The following is a 17,897-nucleotide window of genomic DNA, read 5'->3' on the forward strand; positions in this document are numbered from 1 at the left end:
AGTGATTTCTACAGAACGAAGGACATCGTCGCCAGCAGCGCCGCCGCCCTCGTCAGTGAGCGGATGTATAATCCTACCCCCTCAAACAAGTCAACAACCCCCTTCCCATTTTTTTGAAGAATTTTCCAAGCGCTTGAAAAACAACAGAATTTTCGATTTCACCAAGCCAAACACGCAAAACCATACCCAGACAGACAACACAACCAACCAAACCAACCCAAACAACCACGCCCAGCCACCCCGCACCCATTACCACCATTTCCAAACATCCTCCTTCCGAGCGAATGAGAGAGGGTTTGGTGGTCCGTTCTCGGGGAGAAACGCCCGCACGGGGCAGCACCGGGAGCATCGCCGGACGCCCTTCGCTGGACGACGGCAGGCGTATCTGCCCCGAGAAGTTCACAATCAAATGCTCTGAAGCGAGCTGGAAAATAGATTCGGCCGGAAGCGCGACGACCCGTCATTTGACGAGGGCCTGCCAATTGTGCAGATTTCGCGGCCAGATACCCAGGAACGGAGTGGGCTCTTGAACAGACGGAGGCGGGCGGCATGATGACGGACCGCAACATGCTGCGGTCTCTCGGCACCGAGCCGCCGATCCTTGCCGACGGCCGCCGTGCGCCGGACCGGCGGGAGATTTCCCTGCGCTGGCTGACCGGCACCTTTCTGACCGGAATTACCTCGTGTGTGCTGATGGGTGTCGCATTGTTTGCCGCGCTCGACGGTCGCCAGCAACTCGCCATCCCGGCGGAGGCCTATGCAGTTGCCGGGCCTGACCAGGACAGCTCACAGGAGACCGCGAAGCGTGGAGAACGGCTCGTCGGTCCGAACATCGCCGCAAGGCCTTCCGACAAGGCCATCCTGGAAGTGCCGACGGTCATTCACGAGGGCGAGACCGAAGTCGTCCGCCGCCAGCCTTTCATGCACGTGAAGATGAGTCTCGCCGCCAATTATACGGTTCAGGACGAATACCCGAAATTCGACCCGCTGGCGATCTTCGCAGACGACGACAGGAACACGGTGCCGAGAACCGGCAGCCTCTACGGTTCCGACGTCGAATCCCAAGTGAGCCTGAGAACCGTCGCCTTTCCGGTCACCGGCGACGCTCATCCCTATGCCGGCGGGATGTCGTTCGACGAAGTGGAAGAGGCGGTTCGCACCAACGGCTCGGTTCTGACCGACGGCAGCACGCAGATTGCCGCGCTCTCTTACATCGATCCGCAGCGCTTCGCAGACGACAGCGAGGTCGATCTGACCACGGGCCTGGCCGCCCGCGTCATCGAGCAGAACATGTCGGTATCGGCACCCGAGCCGCTCACGCCGCAAACACCGGAATATGCCGACGACATCATCCCGGTTCGCCGTGCGCAGCCGGTCGACGCCGCCATGATCGGCTCGGGCTATCCCCGGGCGGAAGCCGAGGATGTCGCCCGCTACCTCGCTCCGCAGATCGGCGCCGACGGATTGACCGAAGGCGACGTTCTCAGGGTTGGCCTGATACAGCGCGGGGAAGAGGCAAGGATCGTCCGTGTCAGCCTCTACCGACATGCAACGCACGTCGTCACCCTTGCGCTGAACGACGCCGGTCGTCTGGTGGTCGGCAGCGAGCCCCCCCTTCTCGATGCCATCGCAACGGCGTTCGACGACCGCCCCTTGCCGATCCCGGCAGGCCGCGATTTGCCGCGGGTATACGACGGCATCTATCGAGCAGCGATTTCGTACGGCATGAACCAGCAGATGACGGCGCAGATCATCCGGCTGCTTGCCAGCAATGTCGATTTTCAGGCGCAGTTGAAGCCGACGGATATGCTGGAGGCCTTCTTCTCGGTTCCGGACGAAGATGGCCAGGCGACCGACGAATCGGAGCTTCTCTATGTCAGCGCACGCTTCGGGGACACGCTGACGACCTTCTACCGCTTCCAGGATCCGGCGGACAATTCGATCGACTATTTCGATGCCGAGGGCAAGAGCATCCGCCAATTCCTGCTCCGCAATCCCGTGCCGAACGGCCGCTTCACCTCCGGCTTCGGCATGCGCCGCCATCCGATCCTCGGCTATTCGAAGATGCATACCGGCGCCGATTGGGCCGCCCCCAGGGGCACGCCCATCATCGCATCGGGCAAAGGCGTCGTCGAAAAGGCGGGCTGGGACTCGGGTGGCTACGGAAACCAGACGCTCATTCGTCACGCCAACGGTTACGTCACCTCCTACAATCACCAGAGCGCGATTGCGAAGGACGTCAAGCCGGGCGCAAAGGTCCGTCAGGGACAGGTGATCGGCTGGGTCGGCAACACCGGGCTTTCGACGGGTGCCCACCTGCACTACGAACTGATCGTCAACGGCACCAAGGTCGACCCGTTGAAGGTACGCCTTCCCGGCGGAAAATCCCTCACGGGAGAGGCGCTCGCAAAATTCGAAGTCGAGCGCGAACGCATCGATGCGCTGCTCGGCAACGTCGAGCGGCAGAAACAGCTGGCTGCCCGCTGAGAACAGCGAAAGACGCAGCTACTCGAAGAACGAAGAAAAATGGCGGCTCATGAGCCGCCATTTCTTTGTCTTGAATTCATTCACCGCTTACGCGGCCTCATCGGCAACCTGCCGGACGTTGAACAGCAGGCGATCCGATCCTGCGGCAATCGCAACGTGCGAATTGTCCGGAACCCGGCCCGAGAGGATCTGCTCCGCCAGCGGATCCTGGACGTATTTCTGGATGACCCGCTTCAGGGGGCGGGCTCCATAGACCGGGTCGTAACCCTTGTCCGCGAGCCAGTTGCGGGCATCGTCGCCGAGGTCGACCGTGATCTTGCGCTCGGCGAGAAGTGTGAGGAGCCGCTGCATCTGGATATCGACGATTGCGCCCATTTCCGTACGCTGCAGGCGGTGGAAAAGGATGATCTCGTCGACACGATTGAGGAATTCCGGCCGGAACGATGCCTTCACCACATCCATCACCTGATCACGGACCTGGTCCGTGTCGGAGCCTTCCGGCAGGCTTGTCAGGTATTCCGCCCCGAGGTTCGACGTCATGATGATGATCGTGTTCTTGAAGTCCACGGTCCGGCCCTGGCCGTCGGTCAGCCGACCGTCGTCGAGAACCTGGAGGAGCACGTTGAACACATCGGGATGCGCCTTCTCGATCTCGTCGAAGAGGACGACCTGGTACGGTCTGCGTCGCACGGACTCGGTCAGCGCGCCGCCCTCCTCATACCCGACGTAGCCGGGAGGCGCGCCGATGAGGCGGGCAACCGAATGCTTCTCCATGTATTCCGACATGTCGATTCGCACGAGCGCGGTATCGTCGTCGAAGAGGAACCGGGCAAGCGATTTGGTGAGCTCCGTCTTGCCGACGCCGGTCGGACCGAGAAAGATGAAGGAGCCGATCGGGCGGTTCGGATCCTGCAGGCCGGCACGCGACCTGCGGACGGCCCGAGAGACCGCCTGCACCGCGTCGCCCTGCCCGACGACCCATCTGGCGAGCTCGTCCTCCATGCGAAGCAGTTTGTCCCGTTCGCCCTCCAGCATCTTGTCGACCGGAATACCGGTCCAGCGCGAAACGACGTGGGCGATGTTATCGGCCGTCACGACCTCCTGAACCATGCTCTCGCGGCCGCCGCCGTCCTGCGTCTCGGCCTCTGTGAGATCCTTCTCCAGCTTCGGGATCACCCCATAGGCCAGCTCGCCCGCCCGCTGGAACTCGCCCTTGCGCTGGGCGGTCGCAAGTTCGTTGCGCGCCTCATCGAGCTGCCGTTTGAGGTCGGCAGCAAGACCAAGCTTGCTCTTTTCGGCCTGCCAGCGGGCGGTCAGCGCATCCGACTGCTCCTCGATGGAAGCCAGTTCGCTCTCCAGTCTCTTCAGGCGATCCGCCGAAGAGGTATCGGTTTCCTTCTTCAAAGCCTCGCGTTCGATCTTCAGCTGGATGATCCGACGATCGAGTTCGTCCAGCTCCTCGGGCTTGGAGTCGACCTGCATCCGGAGCCGCGAAGCGGCCTCGTCCATGAGGTCGATCGCCTTGTCCGGCAGGAACCGGTCGGTGATATAGCGGTTCGACAAGGTCGCCGCCGCGACGATCGCCGAGTCGGAAATGCGGACCTTGTGATGTTGTTCGTACTTCTCCTTCAGCCCGCGCAGGATCGAGATCGTATCCTCGACGGTCGGCTCGTCGACCATGACCGGCTGGAATCGACGGGCAAGCGCCGCATCTTTTTCGACATGCTTGCGGTACTCGTCGAGCGTTGTCGCGCCGACGCAGTGCAGTTCGCCGCGGGCAAGAGCCGGCTTCAGAAGGTTCGAGGCGTCCATCGCCCCGTCGGCCTTGCCGGCACCGACCAGCGTATGCATCTCGTCGATGAAGAGGATGATTTCGCCGCTCTCCGCCTGCACTTCGTTCAATACGGCCTTCAGACGTTCCTCGAACTCACCGCGGTATTTTGCGCCGGCGATGAGCGCGCCCATGTCGAGCGCCATCAGCCGCTTGTCCTTGAGACTCTCCGGAACATCGCCGTCGATAATGCGCAGGGCCAGACCTTCGGCGATCGCCGTCTTGCCGACGCCGGGTTCGCCGATCAGGACCGGATTGTTCTTCGTCCGGCGAGAGAGCACCTGAATGGTGCGGCGGATCTCGTCATCGCGTCCGATGACGGGATCGAGCTTGCCGTCCCGGGCTTCGGCCGTGAGGTCACGAGCATACTTCTTGAGAGCATCGAATCCCTGTTCGGCGCTCGCCGTGTCGGCGGTACGACCCTTACGGATATCGTTTATAACCTGGTTGAGCGTCGTAGCGGTGACGCCAGCCTTCTTCAGGCTCGCAGAGCTCGATGCAGACGGTTCGATTGCGAGCGCCAGCAACAAGCGCTCGACGGTGACGAAACTGTCACCGGCCTTCTTTGCCGCTTCTTCGGCAGTCGAAAACACCTTGGCCAGGGGTTGCGAAAGATAGACTTGGCCACCGCCGCCGGAAACCTTCGGAAGCTTGGAAAGGGCCATGTCGTTGGCCAGACGCGCCTCCTTCGGATCTCCGCCCGCGCGCGTGATGAGAGACGCCGCCATGCCCTGATCGTCGTCCAGAAGGACCTTGAGGACGTGTTCGGCTGCAAATTGCTGATGGCCTTCCGACAATGCGTTGGTCTGCGCCGACTGCAGGAAGCCGCGAACGCGCTCGGAATATTTCTCGATATTCATCGCCTATCTCCAAGAGCTGCACTGCCCGCAACGGCACAATGCAGCGGTTAAGGATCGGGTCCCCTGAACAGGCGAACCCCGGGCGTCTCCACCCTTGTGATCGAGATATGGGGAGAGAATTTCGGCCTTTAAAGAGGAACTTAAACGAAAAACTCCGGCCCTGGGCCGGAGTTCCACGATACCTCATGCTCAGCGACGGAGGCCGTCTATTCGGAGGCGGCCGCGGCCAGTTCCGGCTTTTCCGAGCTCGACTCGGCGCCGGCCGATCCTGCGTCGCCGGCATCCTCGCCTTGCGTTCCGGCACCACCCCCGCGACGCTGCCGGCGCGGACGCGAGCCTGAGTTGCGACGACGAGACTGCCGTTGCTCGCCGCCTTCCTCCGCCGCCTCTTCGGCAGCACTCACCTCAACCGGGGTTCCTTCGATCACGGGTTGCGGACCACTTCCGGCAATCTCGACCGGACGCGGAGCAGCCTGAGCCGGAGCCGCATGATGAACGGCCGGTTCGTCGAGGATGTCCATATCATCGACATCACGGTCGCCGTAATCCCCACGGTCGTCGCGCTGGAAACGCTCCTGCATCTGCGCCTGAGCGGCAGCGATGATGCGATTGTAGTGCTCGGCGTGCTGCAGGTAATTTTCTGCCATGACACGGTCGCCGGAGCTCTGAGCGTCACGAGCAAGCGCGGCATACTTTTCGGCGATGTGCTGGGCGGTACCACGAATCTTCACATCAGGACCGGAGCTGTCATAGGTCCGCGTCAGCGGATTGGCGCCCTTGCGATTGAAGTTGCCGCCACCGCCGTTGCCGCCACGCCCGCGACCACGCTTGTTCTGCTGTCCTGGCCTCATCGATTATTCACCTGAATTCTCTAGATTGCTGATAGATTGGCTACGCTGCCGCATCTGGTTAGACCGGATCAAAGCTCCGCGTGCCGCGGGCATGGTGCGCCATTGCTTCATCTGCCGCTGGTGAAAGCCAAATTAACTGATCACGCAACGGGAATGCTCGCTTCGCGAAACTCCAAAGGAGCCGAAATCGAAGCCGCCCCAGACCCGAACGAATCTCTGTTCATTCCCCGCTGCCCGCTGCGTGCCCGCAACCTAGCCCGCTTCCTCCGGAAAACCAAGCGTTTTCTTCGCAGACAGGAAACAACTTAGCACGCGCAGCAATTTCGCGTCGTGAACAGAAGAACCCGGTCGTTACCACCATAGTCGCGACGCGCCTCAATGAGGCAAAAACCCGCTGCTTCGAAGAGCGCGGTGACGCTGTTCTTCTGGTCATAGCCGATCTCGACCGCCACCAAACCACCCGGCTCAAGGAAGTTGCCCGCTCCCGCGGAGAGCGCCCTGTAGGCATCAAGGCCGTCTTGACCGCCGTCCAACGCCGCCAACGGATCGTAGTCCCGGACCTCCGGATCCAGCTCCGCGACCACGCCCGTCGGAATATAGGGTGGATTTGACACGATAATGTCGAACCTTCCCTCGATGCAAGCGAACCATGCGCTACGCACGGTCTCAAACCGCTCGGCTACACCATTGATGTGGGCATTGCGTTCCGCCGTTGAAAGAGCCTCTTCGGAAATATCACTCCCGACGGCGCGAGCCTGCGGACATTCCTTGAGAAGGGCGAGCGCGATAGCGCCTGTTCCAACGCCGAGATCGAGTAGCCGCGCGCTGCCTTTTTCGGCAATCGTCCGCTTCAGGTGAGGCAACACGCTGTCGACCAGAATTTCGGTATCCGGTCGCGGCTCGAGCGTTGCCGGAGAGAGCTGCAGGTCCAGTCCGTAAAACGCACGGCGCCCCAGGATACGGTGAACGGGCTCACGTTTGCAGCGGCGGGAGATCGCTTCACGCACCTGCTCTGCCTCCTTGCGGGAGACGGCGACATCGCCGCGCATCAGAACGTCAGAGAGCGACAGGCCGAGAACGCCTGCAACGAGAACACGCGCGTCAGTCGCCGGATCGGCGAGGCTCGCCTCGGCAAAACGTCGCCTTGCTTCGGCGATCAACGCAGTCGCCGTGTCGCGGTCCCCGATCACGACTGCTCGCCGAGCTGCGCAAGCTGGCCGGCCTGATAGTCGGAGATCAAGGCGTCGACGATCTCGTCGATGTCTCCCTCCATCATCCGGTCCAGCTTGTAGAGGGTGAGGTTGATGCGGTGATCGGTGACCCGGCCCTGAGGAAAGTTGTAGGTGCGAATGCGCTCGGACCGGTCACCTGACCCTACCTGGCTCCTGCGGTCCGCCGAACGTTCGCTCTCGCTCCGCTGACGTTCCATATCATAAAGCCTGGAACGCAGGACCTGCATCGCCTTCGCGCGGTTCTGGTGCTGCGATTTCTCCGAACTCGTGACCACCAGCCCGGTCGGCAGGTGGGTTATACGAACCGCCGAGTCGGTGGTGTTGACGTGCTGCCCCCCGGCTCCGGACGAGCGCATCGTGTCAATCCGGATGTCCTCCGGCCGAATCTCGACGTCGATCTCCTCGGCCTCCGGCAGCACCGCAACCGTTGCTGCGGAAGTATGAATGCGTCCGCTCGCCTCTGTTTCCGGAACGCGCTGTACGCGGTGGACACCGGATTCGAACTTGAGTTTGGAGAACGCGCCGCGACCAGTGATCGACGCGACGATTTCCTTGTAACCGCCCGCCTCGCCTTCGCTGGCCGACAGGACCTCGACCTTCCAGCCCTTCGAACTGGCAAACCGCTCATACATCCGGAAAAGGTCGCCCGCAAAAAGCGCCGCCTCCGAACCGCCGGTACCGGCTCGAATCTCGAGAATGGCGCTCTTTTCGTCCGCGGCATCCTTCGGCAGCAGGAGAATCTGGATATCCGTCTCGAGCCCTGTGATGCGCTCCTCGACCTCGGGCAGTTCGATCTCCGCCAAGGAGCGCATCTCGCGATCAGTCGATTTGTCGGCCAGCATCGATCTGAGCCCCGCGAGTTCGGCGAGCGCCGCTTCATATTCGCGGATTTTGCTGACGACGGGCTGCAACTCGGCATATTCCGAGGCAAGCTTGACGTAGACGTCCGCCGCCGGCCCGGCCGACATGCGAGCCTCGATCTCGCCGAATCGGCGTTCGAGCTCACGCATCTTATCGACAGGTAGCTTTGCCACTCTCTACTCCAGGCAGGTCATTCAAAGGGGAATGTTGTTGTCTTCCGCGAATCCGGTGAGGATGTCGCGTACAGGCAGGTGCGTGCGATGATCGTCGAGCGCCGCATCGAGCAGCTTGCTCAGACGGTCGACGTCGAGCGCCAAAAGCATCGCCTTGATCGGGCCGATCGATGTCGCCGACATCGAGATCGACCGGAAGCCGAGTCCGAGCAGGGCCATCGCGCTCAGTGGCTTGCCCGCCATCTCGCCGCACAGCGTCAGCGGCGTTCCCGCCTTGTCGGCAGCGCGTACAATGTCGCGAAGAATGCGCAGGAAGGGCCGGCCGAGCACGTCGAAACGATCCGCCACCCGGGCGTTGCCACGATCGACCGCCATCGAAAACTGGAAGAGGTCGTTGGAGCCGACGGAAACGAAATCCACCTCCTCCATCAATTCCTCCAGTTGCCACAGCAGCGCCGGAACTTCGAGCATGACACCGAACTGCAGGCGCTTCGGCAGCTGATGGCCGAACTTGGAGAGGTGCTGGACCTCCTTCTGCATCAGTTCACGAACCGCGCGGATTTCGGAGACCTCGGTCACCATCGGCAGCATCATCTTGAGCTCCGCACCGGAAGAAGCCTTCAGGAGCGCCCTGAGCTGGGTGCGCAACAGCCCGGGCCGGTCGAGCGAGAGGCGTATCGCGCGCCAGCCGAGTGCCGGATTTTCTTCCTCCTGCGACCGGAAATAGGGAACCACCTTGTCGCCGCCGATGTCCAGCGTGCGGAAAGTCACGGGCCTCCCGTCCGCCTGACGCAGGACGCTGCGGTAAAAATTCTCCTGTTCTTCCGCTTTCGGCATCGTGGAAGAGATCATGAACTGGAGCTCGGTGCGGAACAGCCCGATGCCTTCGGCACCCGAAGCCGTCAGTTGCGGCAGGTCGACGAGAAGACCGGCATTCATCTGGAGGAGGATACGCTTGCCGTCCTTCGTCAGGGGCTCGACGTCGCGAAGCGCCCGGAACTGCTCCTGCCGACGGGCGCGCAGCCTCACCTTCTCCTCATACGCCTTCTGCAGATCGGCCATCGGCCGGACATGGATCTTGCCGTCGTCGCCATCGATGATGACCGGATCGCCGTTCTCCGCGAGCGCCACCGCACCCGCCGCCTGACCGACGACCGGAATGCCCATCGCGCGGGCGACGATCACCACGTGGCTCGTCACGGCCCCCTCCTCGAGGACCAGCCCGCGAATATGGCTGCGCGGATAGTCGAGCAGCTCCGCAGCGCCCATCGCGCGCGCGAGAATAACCGCGTCAGCCGGAAAACCTTCCGATGCGCTTCGCGAGGAAAAACCGGTCAGCTGCCGCAGCAGGCGGTTGGCCAGATCATCGAAGTCGTGCATCCGCTCCCGAAGATAGGGATCCGTCAGGCGGATCATGCGCGCCTTAGTGTCGCTCTGCACCTTCTCGACCGCCGCCTCCGCAGTCAGGCCGTTGTGGATCGCCTCTTCCATGCGGCGGACCCAGCCCTGATCGTGGGCAAACATGCGGTAGGTCTCAAGCACTTCGCGGTGCTCTCCTTCCATCGCGACTTCGCGCCGTGACAGCATGTCGTCGATGGAGATGCGCAGCGAGCCGAGCGCATCCGCGAGCCGTCGCATTTCCTTCTCGCTGTCTTCGTTGAGGAGATTGGTCACCACGATGCGCGGCTCATGCAGCACGACATAACCGAGTCCGATCCCCTCGCCGTAGCTGTCGCCCTCGATGGTGACTGCCCGCGTCAGGTCGAGTTCGAGACCCGGCCTAGTGATCTTCTTCAACTCGCCCGTCGCGATCATTTCGGCCAGCACCATAGCTGTCGTCTCGAGCGCTTCAAGTTCATCCTCCCGGTAGTTCCGTTGCGCCTTGTTCTGAACCACGAGGACGCCAAGACTGCGGCCGGCCCTCAGAATCGGCACACCGAGAAAGGAGTGATAGATCTCTTCGCCCGTTTCAGGCAGGTAGCGGAACGCCGGGTGGGCCTGTGCATCGGAAAGATTGAGCGATTGGGCGCTCGCCGCGATGGTCCCGACAAGCCCTTGCCCCATTTTCAGCTGGGCAAGGTGCACCGCGTCCTTGTTCAGACCTTCGGTCGCGTAGAGTTCGAGAACACCGTCTGAGCGCAGGACGTAGACGGAGCACACTTCCGCCACCATATTGCTCGCGATCTGACGAACAATCCGGTCAAGGCGCTCCTGTGGCTCAAGCGGCTCCGCCATCAGTTCGCGGAGCCGTTTGAGAAGAACGCGTGGACCGGCAGACAGGTCTCTCATCGCGCGCATGCTCCCGAAAACGGTCTATGGACGGGGCGGTCCACCACCCGCGTCAATCGTCGAGAGTGGCAAACCGCCTCAGCGGAATCAATTCTTATCGAGGCCGTAGCAGGAATGCAAAGTCCGGACCGCGAGTTCGGCATAGGGACCGTCGATCAGGATGGAAATCTTGATCTCCGACGTGGTGATCGCCTTGATGTTGATACCCTTTTCAGCGAGCGCCTTGAAAGCGGTAGCCGCCACGCCGGCATGGCTGCGCATGCCGATACCGATGACCGAGACCTTGACCAGTCCCGACTCGCTCTGGACGACGTCGTAGCCGATCTGCTCCTTGTTGTCGCCGAGGACGGCGAGCGCCTTGTCGACGTCGCCCGAGGGAACCGTAAAGGTCATATCCGTCCGGGTGCCGTCCTCGGAAATATTCTGGACGATCATGTCGACGTTGATGTGCGCCTCGGCAAGTGGGCCGAAGATCGCGGCGGAAACGCCCGGCCGGTCTGCGACGCGGCGCAGCGAGATTTGCGCTTCATCCTTGGCATATGCAATGCCGGTGACAACTTCCTGTTCCACGATCTCTTCCTCATCGCAAATCAACGTACCGGGCGGATTGAGAAGGTCGCCCATCCCCGGAGCATCCGGGTCCTCGAAACTCGAACGCACGAAGGTCCGAACCTTGTGCACCATGGCGAGTTCGACTGAACGCACCTGCAGCACCTTCGCACCCAGCGACGCCATCTCGAGCATTTCTTCGAAGGCGATCTTCTTCAGTCGGCGTGCTTTCGGCTCGACACGAGGGTCCGTCGTATAGACGCCGTCGACATCCGTGTAGATGTCGCAACGATCGGCTTTCACCGCGGCGGCGATCGCCACCGCCGACGTATCGGAACCGCCGCGGCCAAGCGTCGAGATGCGGTTGTCGGGGCCGATGCCCTGGAAACCTGCCACGACGGCCACCTGCCCCTCGCCCATCCGGCGAATGATGTCCGAACCATCAATCTCCTGAATGCGGGCGGCGCCGTGGGCATTGTCCGTCTTGATCGGAATCTGCCAGCCCTGCCAGGAGCGCGCGTTGATATCCATCGACTGCAGAGCGATCGCCAGCAGACCGGAAGTCACCTGCTCGCCCGAGGCGACGACCGCGTCGTATTCGCGCGCGTCATAGAAGGGCGAGTCGGCGCCGGCGACTTTTGGCACGTTGTGCACCCAGTCGACCAGTTCGTTCGTCTTGCCCGACATGGCCGAGACGACAACCGCGACTTCGTGACCGGCATCGACCTCACGTTTCACATGCCGTGCGACATTGTGAATACGTTCGAGATTGGCGACGGATGTTCCGCCGAATTTCATCACGATGCGAGCCATTGCCTAAACTACCGTCACGAATGTTGGGTACCGACCGGCACCGCGGAAGATGCGCCCGGACGCAAGGCACGGGCGAGTTGCGGTCTCATAGCCAAATCCCCTCGGAAGTTCAATGGCCCCGGGGCCGGAAATGCCCGCGGGTCAAGGGGTTTCGTACCGACCATGCACGGCTACGTGGAGAGAGCGGCGCATCGTTCGGGATCGAGACAAGGAGACAGGCGTTCGTGAAGGTGGAAAGAACGGGCAAGCCGCAAGCCGAGATAGCCCGGCGCAAGAGACAGCGCGACCTCGCTGGAAAATCGAGGCACGGGGCAACTTGGGTCCACAGACGGCTTCGTCGCGGCATTCGCTTGAAAGAGAGACCTGCGCGATCTTCATGGCGATCGCGCAGGTGCTGTCGTCAGTCGTGCGACTGGCAGGCAAGCATTCCCCAGTTGCAGCGGATGACGCGCTGCTCGCCATCGGACCGCTTGTTCTTCTTATGGCGTTCGTACACCGCCCGCGCACGCTCCTCGTCACGCACGAATGGCGGAGGCGGCGGGTCGCGCCGTTGTTCGCGAACGCGCCGGGGCGGCTCGCGCCAACCATAATCCTCATCCTCGTCGTCGTTCCACCGCGGCGGCGGAGGACGGCGATAATCATCACGGCGAACCGTCGGGCGATAGTAGCCGTCTCGCCATTCGTCCCGCTGACGATAGAAGTCCCGATCCCGGTAGTGACGATCCCAATAACTGTCGATGCTGAACATCACAGTCGGAATGCCGAGCGGTTCGTAGTAGCTCGGACCGACATAGACGCGGCGCTGCTCATAGCTCGCCTGCAGGTAGCTCCCCGAGACCCAGCCACGGATGCCGCGATAGTCGACGTCGCACCAGGCCTGTGAGCTCAGACACCCGCGGATGTCCACGCGACTGCCGTACGGGATCACAAGCACGGGCGGGTATTGGGTGCTCGGACCCGAGCGCATATTGACGTCCGCCGTCGAGTAGGCCGGCGCAGCTTGCGCAAGCGCAGGGATGCCGAATGCCCCCAAGGCGGCCGCCACAAATAGCGATAGTTTCTTCATGATCGTCTCCTGAGCCCCGAAATGGGGCCTATGCGTATCGAAACGGTAACGTTTCGGCATTCTGGATGTTCCGACTTTCCGGCTGTATTGAGGCAAGCTCCGACCGCGCCATGGCCGGCAGGTATCCGTGGACTTGACATCCGCAGTCGATCGTCCGACTTGGTTTCGTCGGGAATTCATGGAGATCGGCAAATGACCGAACAGGCACGCACCACCATTGATCAGGTCGAGGTCGACCGTTTTTCAGCAATGGCTGCGGAATGGTGGGACCCCACCGGCAAGTTCAAGCCGCTGCACAAAATCAATCCAGTCCGGCTCACCTACATTCGCGACAAGGTCGCAGAGCATTTCGGACGTGATCCGAAAAGCCACCATCCGCTACAAGGTCTGAGAATTCTCGACATCGGTTGCGGCGGCGGCCTGCTCTCGGAGCCGGTCGCGCGGATGGGCGCGACGGTGCTGGGCGCCGACGCCTCGGAAAGGAACATCGGTATCGCCCGCACCCATGCCGAGCAGACGGGTACCATCGTCGACTATCGCGCCGTGACGGCAGAAGCGCTGGCTGCGGCCGGCGAGCGTTTCGATGTGGTTCTGAACATGGAAGTCGTCGAACACGTCGCCGACGTCGATTTCTTCATCACCACCTGCGCATCCATGGTGAAACCCGGCGGCCTGATGTTGATTTCGACGATCAATCGTACGCTCAAAGCCGCCGCACTCGCCATCGTCGGCGCGGAATACGTGCTCGGCTGGCTGCCGCGCGGGACGCATCAATATGAGAAGCTGGTACGCCCGGAAGAACTGGAAGCTCCCCTTCTGCAGAGCGGGATGAACCTTCTCGAGCGCACGGGAGTCTTCTTCAATCCCTTGCAGAACCAGTGGCGTCTTTCGCCGGACACCGACGTCAACTACATGCTGCTCGCGGCTCGGCCTGCGGTACAGGAGTCCCGACCATGATGTCGCCGGCCGACGTCGTGGCGTTCTGGAACGGTCAGGGTTACAACAAGTGGTTTGCCCGCGACGCCGCTCTGGACGCTGCGATCATGCTTCACTATGCCGAGTTGCACATGCAGGCCGCGCGAGGTGAGTTGTCCGCCTGGGAGGAAAGCGCAGAAGGTTCCCTCGCGCTGCTTCTGCTTCTCGACCAGTTCCCGCGCAATCTCTACCGTGGCACGGGACATGCCTTCGCGACAGACGGTCTCGCGCGTGCCGTCGCGCGCCGAGCCCTTGCTGCCGGCTTTGACCGGCAGGTGGAAGCGACGCTGGCGATCTTCTTCTACCTTCCGTTCGAGCATTCGGAAGACCCGACGGACCAGGAACTCAGCGTCCGGCTCTTCACGGAACATCGAGACCGAAGCGGTGACGAGCGCACGCTCCCGTATGCCATTGAACACCGCGATATCATCGCGCGTTTCGGGCGGTTTCCTCATCGTAACGCCGCGCTCGGCCGCGAGACAACGCCCAAAGAGCAGGACTATCTGGACGGTGGCGGCTTCAAAGGTTGACGTAAGTCGTCAACGAGAATGCTCGAAGCAAATCAGCATGCCGCGGAAGAATTGCGGGTGCGTCGCGGTCAGTTCACATCGTCGGGAAGGACAGGGATCGGAGCGACCTCGATCCCCTCTTCGACCAGTGCCCTGACATCCGCGGGCGATGCCTGGCCCATGATGCCGCGGGCGTCGGCTTCTCCATAGTGAATCTTGCGCGCTTCCTCAGGGAACCGCTCACCGACATCCTCGCTGTTGGCGCGAATGGCCGCGACCGCCTCCTTCAATTTCTGAAGGGCCTCTTGCTGTTCGACGGTCGCCGCGAGCGCGTGAGCTGCTTCCTTCTTGCGTGCGGTCGACACCGAAGGCGCCATCAACAGCTTGGAAACGGTCGCTGAGCCGCAGGCAGGGCAAGTCACGAGACCGAGCGCCTGCTGTCTTTCATAGTCGGCGCTCTCCGAGAACCACCCTTCAAACTCGTGGGCGTTATCACATTGAAGCGAGTAGCGGATCAAGCAGTCACGTCCTCCCCGGCGGACAAAGGTAACGTTTCGAGCGTGAACTCCCGAGCGTTCTTGAGGTTTGGAATCTTCGCGCGCGCGGCCTTGACCGCCGCCACATCGACGTCGGCGAACACGATCGCCTCGCCCGTTCCTGCGGCAGATGCCAGCACCTTGCCCCACGGATCGACGATCATGGAATGACCGAACGTCTCGCGCCCGTCCTCGTGGAGTCCTGCTTGCGCGGCGGCGATCACGAAGGCACCGTTCTCGATGGCACGAGCGCGCAGCAGGACTTCCCAGTGAGCCTCGCCCGTCTGGCGCGTAAAGGCCGCCGGAACGGTCAGCACCTCGGCTCCGGCCACCGCCTCGGTGCGGAAGAGTGCCGGAAAACGCAGGTCGTAGCAAATTGCAAAGCCGAGCCTGGCAAACGGCAACTCGGCCAATCGGGCTTCCGATCCAGGACGATAGACCGAGCTCTCACGCCAGCTCTCGCCGTTGTCGAGATCGACGTCGAACATGTGTATCTTGTCGTAGGAGCAGATCTTGCGGCCGTCCGGCCCGAACAGGAAGGCGCGATTGGCAATCTTTCCGTCAGGAAGCGCAATGGCGGTCGAGCCGACGTGGAGATGAATCTCGAGCTCTTTCGCGAGGCCGGCCGCCGTCCTGACGATGACGTCGGTATCCTCGTCCCGGAGCACGGACATAAGTCCCTGGCGATCGCGTTGCACCGCGCCGGTCATTTCAGGCGTCTGCACATAAGTCGCGCCGTGCCCGGCAGCTTCGCGTACGAGACGAGCCATGGCATCGGCATTCTTGTCCGGGTTCACCCCGGAGCACATCTGGACTGCAGCCGCCTTGAATGTCATTGCCTCACGCTCCTAGTTTGCCAGCATTTCATCGAGCCTGCCGGCCCGATCAAGCGCGTGAAGATCGTCACAGCCACCCACATGCCTGTCGCCGATAAAGATCTGCGGGAAGGTCATGCCGCCGTTCGACCGCTCGATCATCTCCTCCCGCACCTCGGGCCTGCCCGTCGCGTCATGCTCGACATAGGCGACGCCTTTCGCCTCCAGCAGCGCCTTCGCGCGGGCGCAGTAGCCACAGAACTGGCGTGTGTAGATTGTCACAGATGTCATGCGTCTCTCCGATGCCGCCGGGGCCGAACGGGGTGTCGTGGTAGCGTCATATAGGATCGGACAATGCCCTTGCAAAGGTTAAAACTGTGACGTCGGCCGCGCCGGCTCGTTTCAGAACTCTGGCAACGGCCGACACGGTCGCCCCGGTCGTGAAAACGTCGTCGACCAGGACCAGCCGGCGCCCGAAGACGTCCGTCTCGCGGCCGGATCCGATTGCAAAGGCACCGCGGACGTTGTCGGCACGCGCGTTCGCACTGAGCCCGACCTGCCGAGCGGTACGCTTCACGCGCAAGACGGCGGATGCGAGAAACGGTCTATCGATCGACCGGGCTATGTGCCGAGCCAATTCTGCGGACTGGTTGAACTTTCGCCCGAAGAGCCGCGTCCGATGCAACGGGACAGCAAGAACGGCGTCGCACGCGGCAAGCTCCGCTGCGCCGGCGCGCACCATCCAGCGAGCTATAACAGGCGCGAGATCGAGGCGGTCCCGGTACTTGAGGCTGTGCACGAGCTCACGGACGATGCCGTCATGGATCGCAACGGAACGCAACCGGTCGAAGACGGGAGGGTCGGCGATCGCTTCCGGCGAGAGCGCTCCCGTTCCATGATCGAAGGGAAACGGCGTACCCAAGATTTCGCAGAAGGGTCGTTCAATGAACCGTATCGAGGTCCAGCATTCCGGACAAAGTGCACCGTGGCCGAGGACACGAATGCCACAATGGGCACAGGATGGCGGATAGACGAGATCGCGAACGATGGTCGCCAGCGTCACCAGAGGCGAGGCTCTTAATCGACCCGGCGATTGCGCTATACGACCGTCCATAGGTTGACATTAGGCTCTTGCGGGCGCCTTTACCACGCACAGTTTAAGCCGGACGACGCCATGGACAAACTCTTCGATCTCGACCTGGTGACCGAAAATCGCCGCCGCGCTCATTTGCGGCGTGCCGACGGGGCGGATTTCCTGCTGCAGGTCGCAGCGGGCGAACTCGCCGAGAGACTTTCTCTGGTCGAACGACATTTCGCGCAAGCGGTCGAACTGCACGGCGCAAGCGGTACGACCGCCAGGAAGTGCATGGCAACGGGCAAGATCGGCGACCTCAGGCGCGTTGAAACACATTCGAGTTTCGCTGAGGCGGACGAAGTCTTGACCAAAGCGCCCCTGGAACAGGTGCCGCTCGAAGAGCAGTCGGTCAATCTCGTATTGTCCCCGCTTGCACTTCACATCACCAACGATACGCCCGGCGTTCTCATTCAGATCCGCAAGGCGTTGAAACCCGACGGGCTGTTTCTGGCGGCCATTCCCGGTGCCGGCACGCTGGCCGAACTGCGGGATGTCCTGCTGGCGACGGAGATTGAGCTTTCGGGTGGGGCCAGTCCGCGAGTCATACCCTTTGCCGATATCCGCGACATCGGCGCGCTGATGCAACGGGCGGGTTTCGCGCTTCCGGTGATCGATACCCAGACATACACGGTTCGATACGATTCGATCTTCGGGCTTATGCGGGACCTCAAGGCCATGGGGATGGCAAATCCGCTCGTCGACCGTAGCCGTAGACCGCTTGGCAGGGCTTTCTTCCTGCGCGCCGCGGAGAAATACGCGGAACGCTATGCCGATCCAGACGGGCGTATCCGTGCAACCTTCGTCTTCATCTATGTCTCTGGCTGGGCTCCACATGAAAGCCAGCAAAAGCCGCTGAAGCCCGGTTCGGCTAAGATGAGGCTCGCCGACGCGCTCGCAGTCCCCAGGCGGGACTGA

At 62.1% G+C, this 17,897-nt stretch carries 15 protein-coding genes; 4 read left to right on the forward strand and 11 right to left on the reverse strand.

Annotation, left to right across the window (positions count from 1 at the left end):
• The first annotated feature begins 549 nt into the window (after positions 1–549).
• Entirely contained in the window at positions 550–2,487 is a 1,938-nt protein-coding gene (locus EUU22_RS20155; RefSeq protein ID WP_129333779.1) for a M23 family metallopeptidase, read from the forward strand.
• An 87-nt stretch (positions 2,488–2,574) separates the two neighbouring features.
• Here EUU22_RS20155 and clpB read toward each other — a convergent pair whose 3' ends face one another.
• The 7 genes from clpB to EUU22_RS20190 all read right to left on the reverse strand — a co-directional run bounded on the left by clpB (position 2,575) and on the right by EUU22_RS20190 (position 13,072).
• Positions 2,575–5,178, reverse strand: coding sequence for an ATP-dependent chaperone ClpB (gene clpB / locus EUU22_RS20160; protein ID WP_129333780.1), 2,604 nt, complete (start codon positions 5,176–5,178; stop codon positions 2,575–2,577).
• 206 nt (positions 5,179–5,384) lie between these two features.
• Positions 5,385–6,029, reverse strand: coding sequence for a DUF4167 domain-containing protein (locus EUU22_RS20165; protein ID WP_129333781.1), 645 nt, complete (start codon positions 6,027–6,029; stop codon positions 5,385–5,387).
• A gap of 305 nt (positions 6,030–6,334) precedes the next feature.
• Positions 6,335–7,219, reverse strand: a complete 885-nt coding sequence (prmC, locus tag EUU22_RS20170; RefSeq protein WP_129333782.1) for a peptide chain release factor N(5)-glutamine methyltransferase — start codon at positions 7,217–7,219, stop codon at positions 6,335–6,337.
• A complete protein-coding gene (gene prfA / locus EUU22_RS20175) occupies positions 7,216–8,295 on the reverse strand; it encodes a peptide chain release factor 1 (RefSeq protein WP_129333783.1) in 1,080 nt (359 codons plus the stop codon). The genes prmC and prfA overlap by 4 nt, the downstream gene beginning before the upstream one ends.
• Positions 8,296–8,316: 21 nt before the next feature.
• Positions 8,317–10,584 carry a phosphoenolpyruvate--protein phosphotransferase gene (ptsP, locus tag EUU22_RS20180; RefSeq protein WP_129333784.1) on the reverse strand — a complete coding sequence of 756 codons (2,268 nt, stop codon included), beginning with the start codon at positions 10,582–10,584 and terminating at the stop codon, positions 8,317–8,319.
• An 87-nt stretch (positions 10,585–10,671) separates the two neighbouring features.
• Complete coding sequence (locus tag EUU22_RS20185) at positions 10,672–11,946, reverse strand: aspartate kinase (RefSeq protein WP_129333785.1); 1,275 nt, start codon at positions 11,944–11,946, stop codon at positions 10,672–10,674.
• Positions 11,947–12,346: 400 nt separating this feature from the next.
• Positions 12,347–13,072 (reverse strand): SH3 domain-containing protein, encoded by a 726-nt coding sequence (locus EUU22_RS20190; protein WP_439329171.1) that lies wholly within the window; start codon positions 13,070–13,072, stop codon positions 12,347–12,349.
• A 132-nt stretch (positions 13,073–13,204) separates the two neighbouring features.
• Between EUU22_RS20190 and ubiG the strand changes: the two genes are divergently transcribed.
• The gene (ubiG, locus tag EUU22_RS20195) at positions 13,205–13,969 is read left to right on the forward strand and encodes a bifunctional 2-polyprenyl-6-hydroxyphenol methylase/3-demethylubiquinol 3-O-methyltransferase UbiG (protein ID WP_129334125.1); all 765 of its coding nucleotides are present in this window, start codon (positions 13,205–13,207) and stop codon (positions 13,967–13,969) included.
• On the forward strand, positions 13,966–14,517 hold the full coding sequence (locus tag EUU22_RS20200; RefSeq protein WP_129333787.1) for a DUF924 family protein: 552 nt from the start codon (positions 13,966–13,968) through the stop codon (positions 14,515–14,517). The genes ubiG and EUU22_RS20200 overlap by 4 nt, the downstream gene beginning before the upstream one ends.
• Before the next feature lie 68 nt (positions 14,518–14,585).
• Here EUU22_RS20200 and EUU22_RS20205 read toward each other — a convergent pair whose 3' ends face one another.
• The 4 genes from EUU22_RS20205 to EUU22_RS20220 are packed head-to-tail and all read right to left on the reverse strand — an operon-like array spanning position 14,586 to position 16,961.
• Positions 14,586–15,014 carry a DUF1178 family protein gene (locus EUU22_RS20205; protein WP_129333788.1) on the reverse strand — a complete coding sequence of 143 codons (429 nt, stop codon included), beginning with the start codon at positions 15,012–15,014 and terminating at the stop codon, positions 14,586–14,588.
• Positions 15,011–15,868, reverse strand: coding sequence for a carbon-nitrogen hydrolase family protein (locus tag EUU22_RS20210; protein ID WP_129333789.1), 858 nt, complete (start codon positions 15,866–15,868; stop codon positions 15,011–15,013). Before EUU22_RS20210 ends, EUU22_RS20205 begins: the two co-directional genes overlap by 4 nt.
• Positions 15,869–15,880: 12 nt before the next feature.
• Positions 15,881–16,138 (reverse strand): glutaredoxin 3, encoded by a 258-nt coding sequence (gene grxC / locus EUU22_RS20215; RefSeq protein WP_129333790.1) that lies wholly within the window; start codon positions 16,136–16,138, stop codon positions 15,881–15,883.
• A 46-nt stretch (positions 16,139–16,184) separates the two neighbouring features.
• Entirely contained in the window at positions 16,185–16,961 is a 777-nt protein-coding gene (locus EUU22_RS20220) for a ComF family protein (protein ID WP_129333791.1), read from the reverse strand.
• A gap of 60 nt (positions 16,962–17,021) precedes the next feature.
• On the opposite strand from EUU22_RS20220, the gene EUU22_RS20225 reads away from it, so the two are divergent.
• Entirely contained in the window at positions 17,022–17,897 is an 876-nt protein-coding gene (locus EUU22_RS20225) for a methyltransferase domain-containing protein (RefSeq protein ID WP_129333792.1), read from the forward strand.

This window comes from Ciceribacter ferrooxidans, from assembly GCF_004137355.1.
Lineage (GTDB): Bacteria > Pseudomonadota > Alphaproteobacteria > Rhizobiales > Rhizobiaceae > Allorhizobium > Allorhizobium ferrooxidans.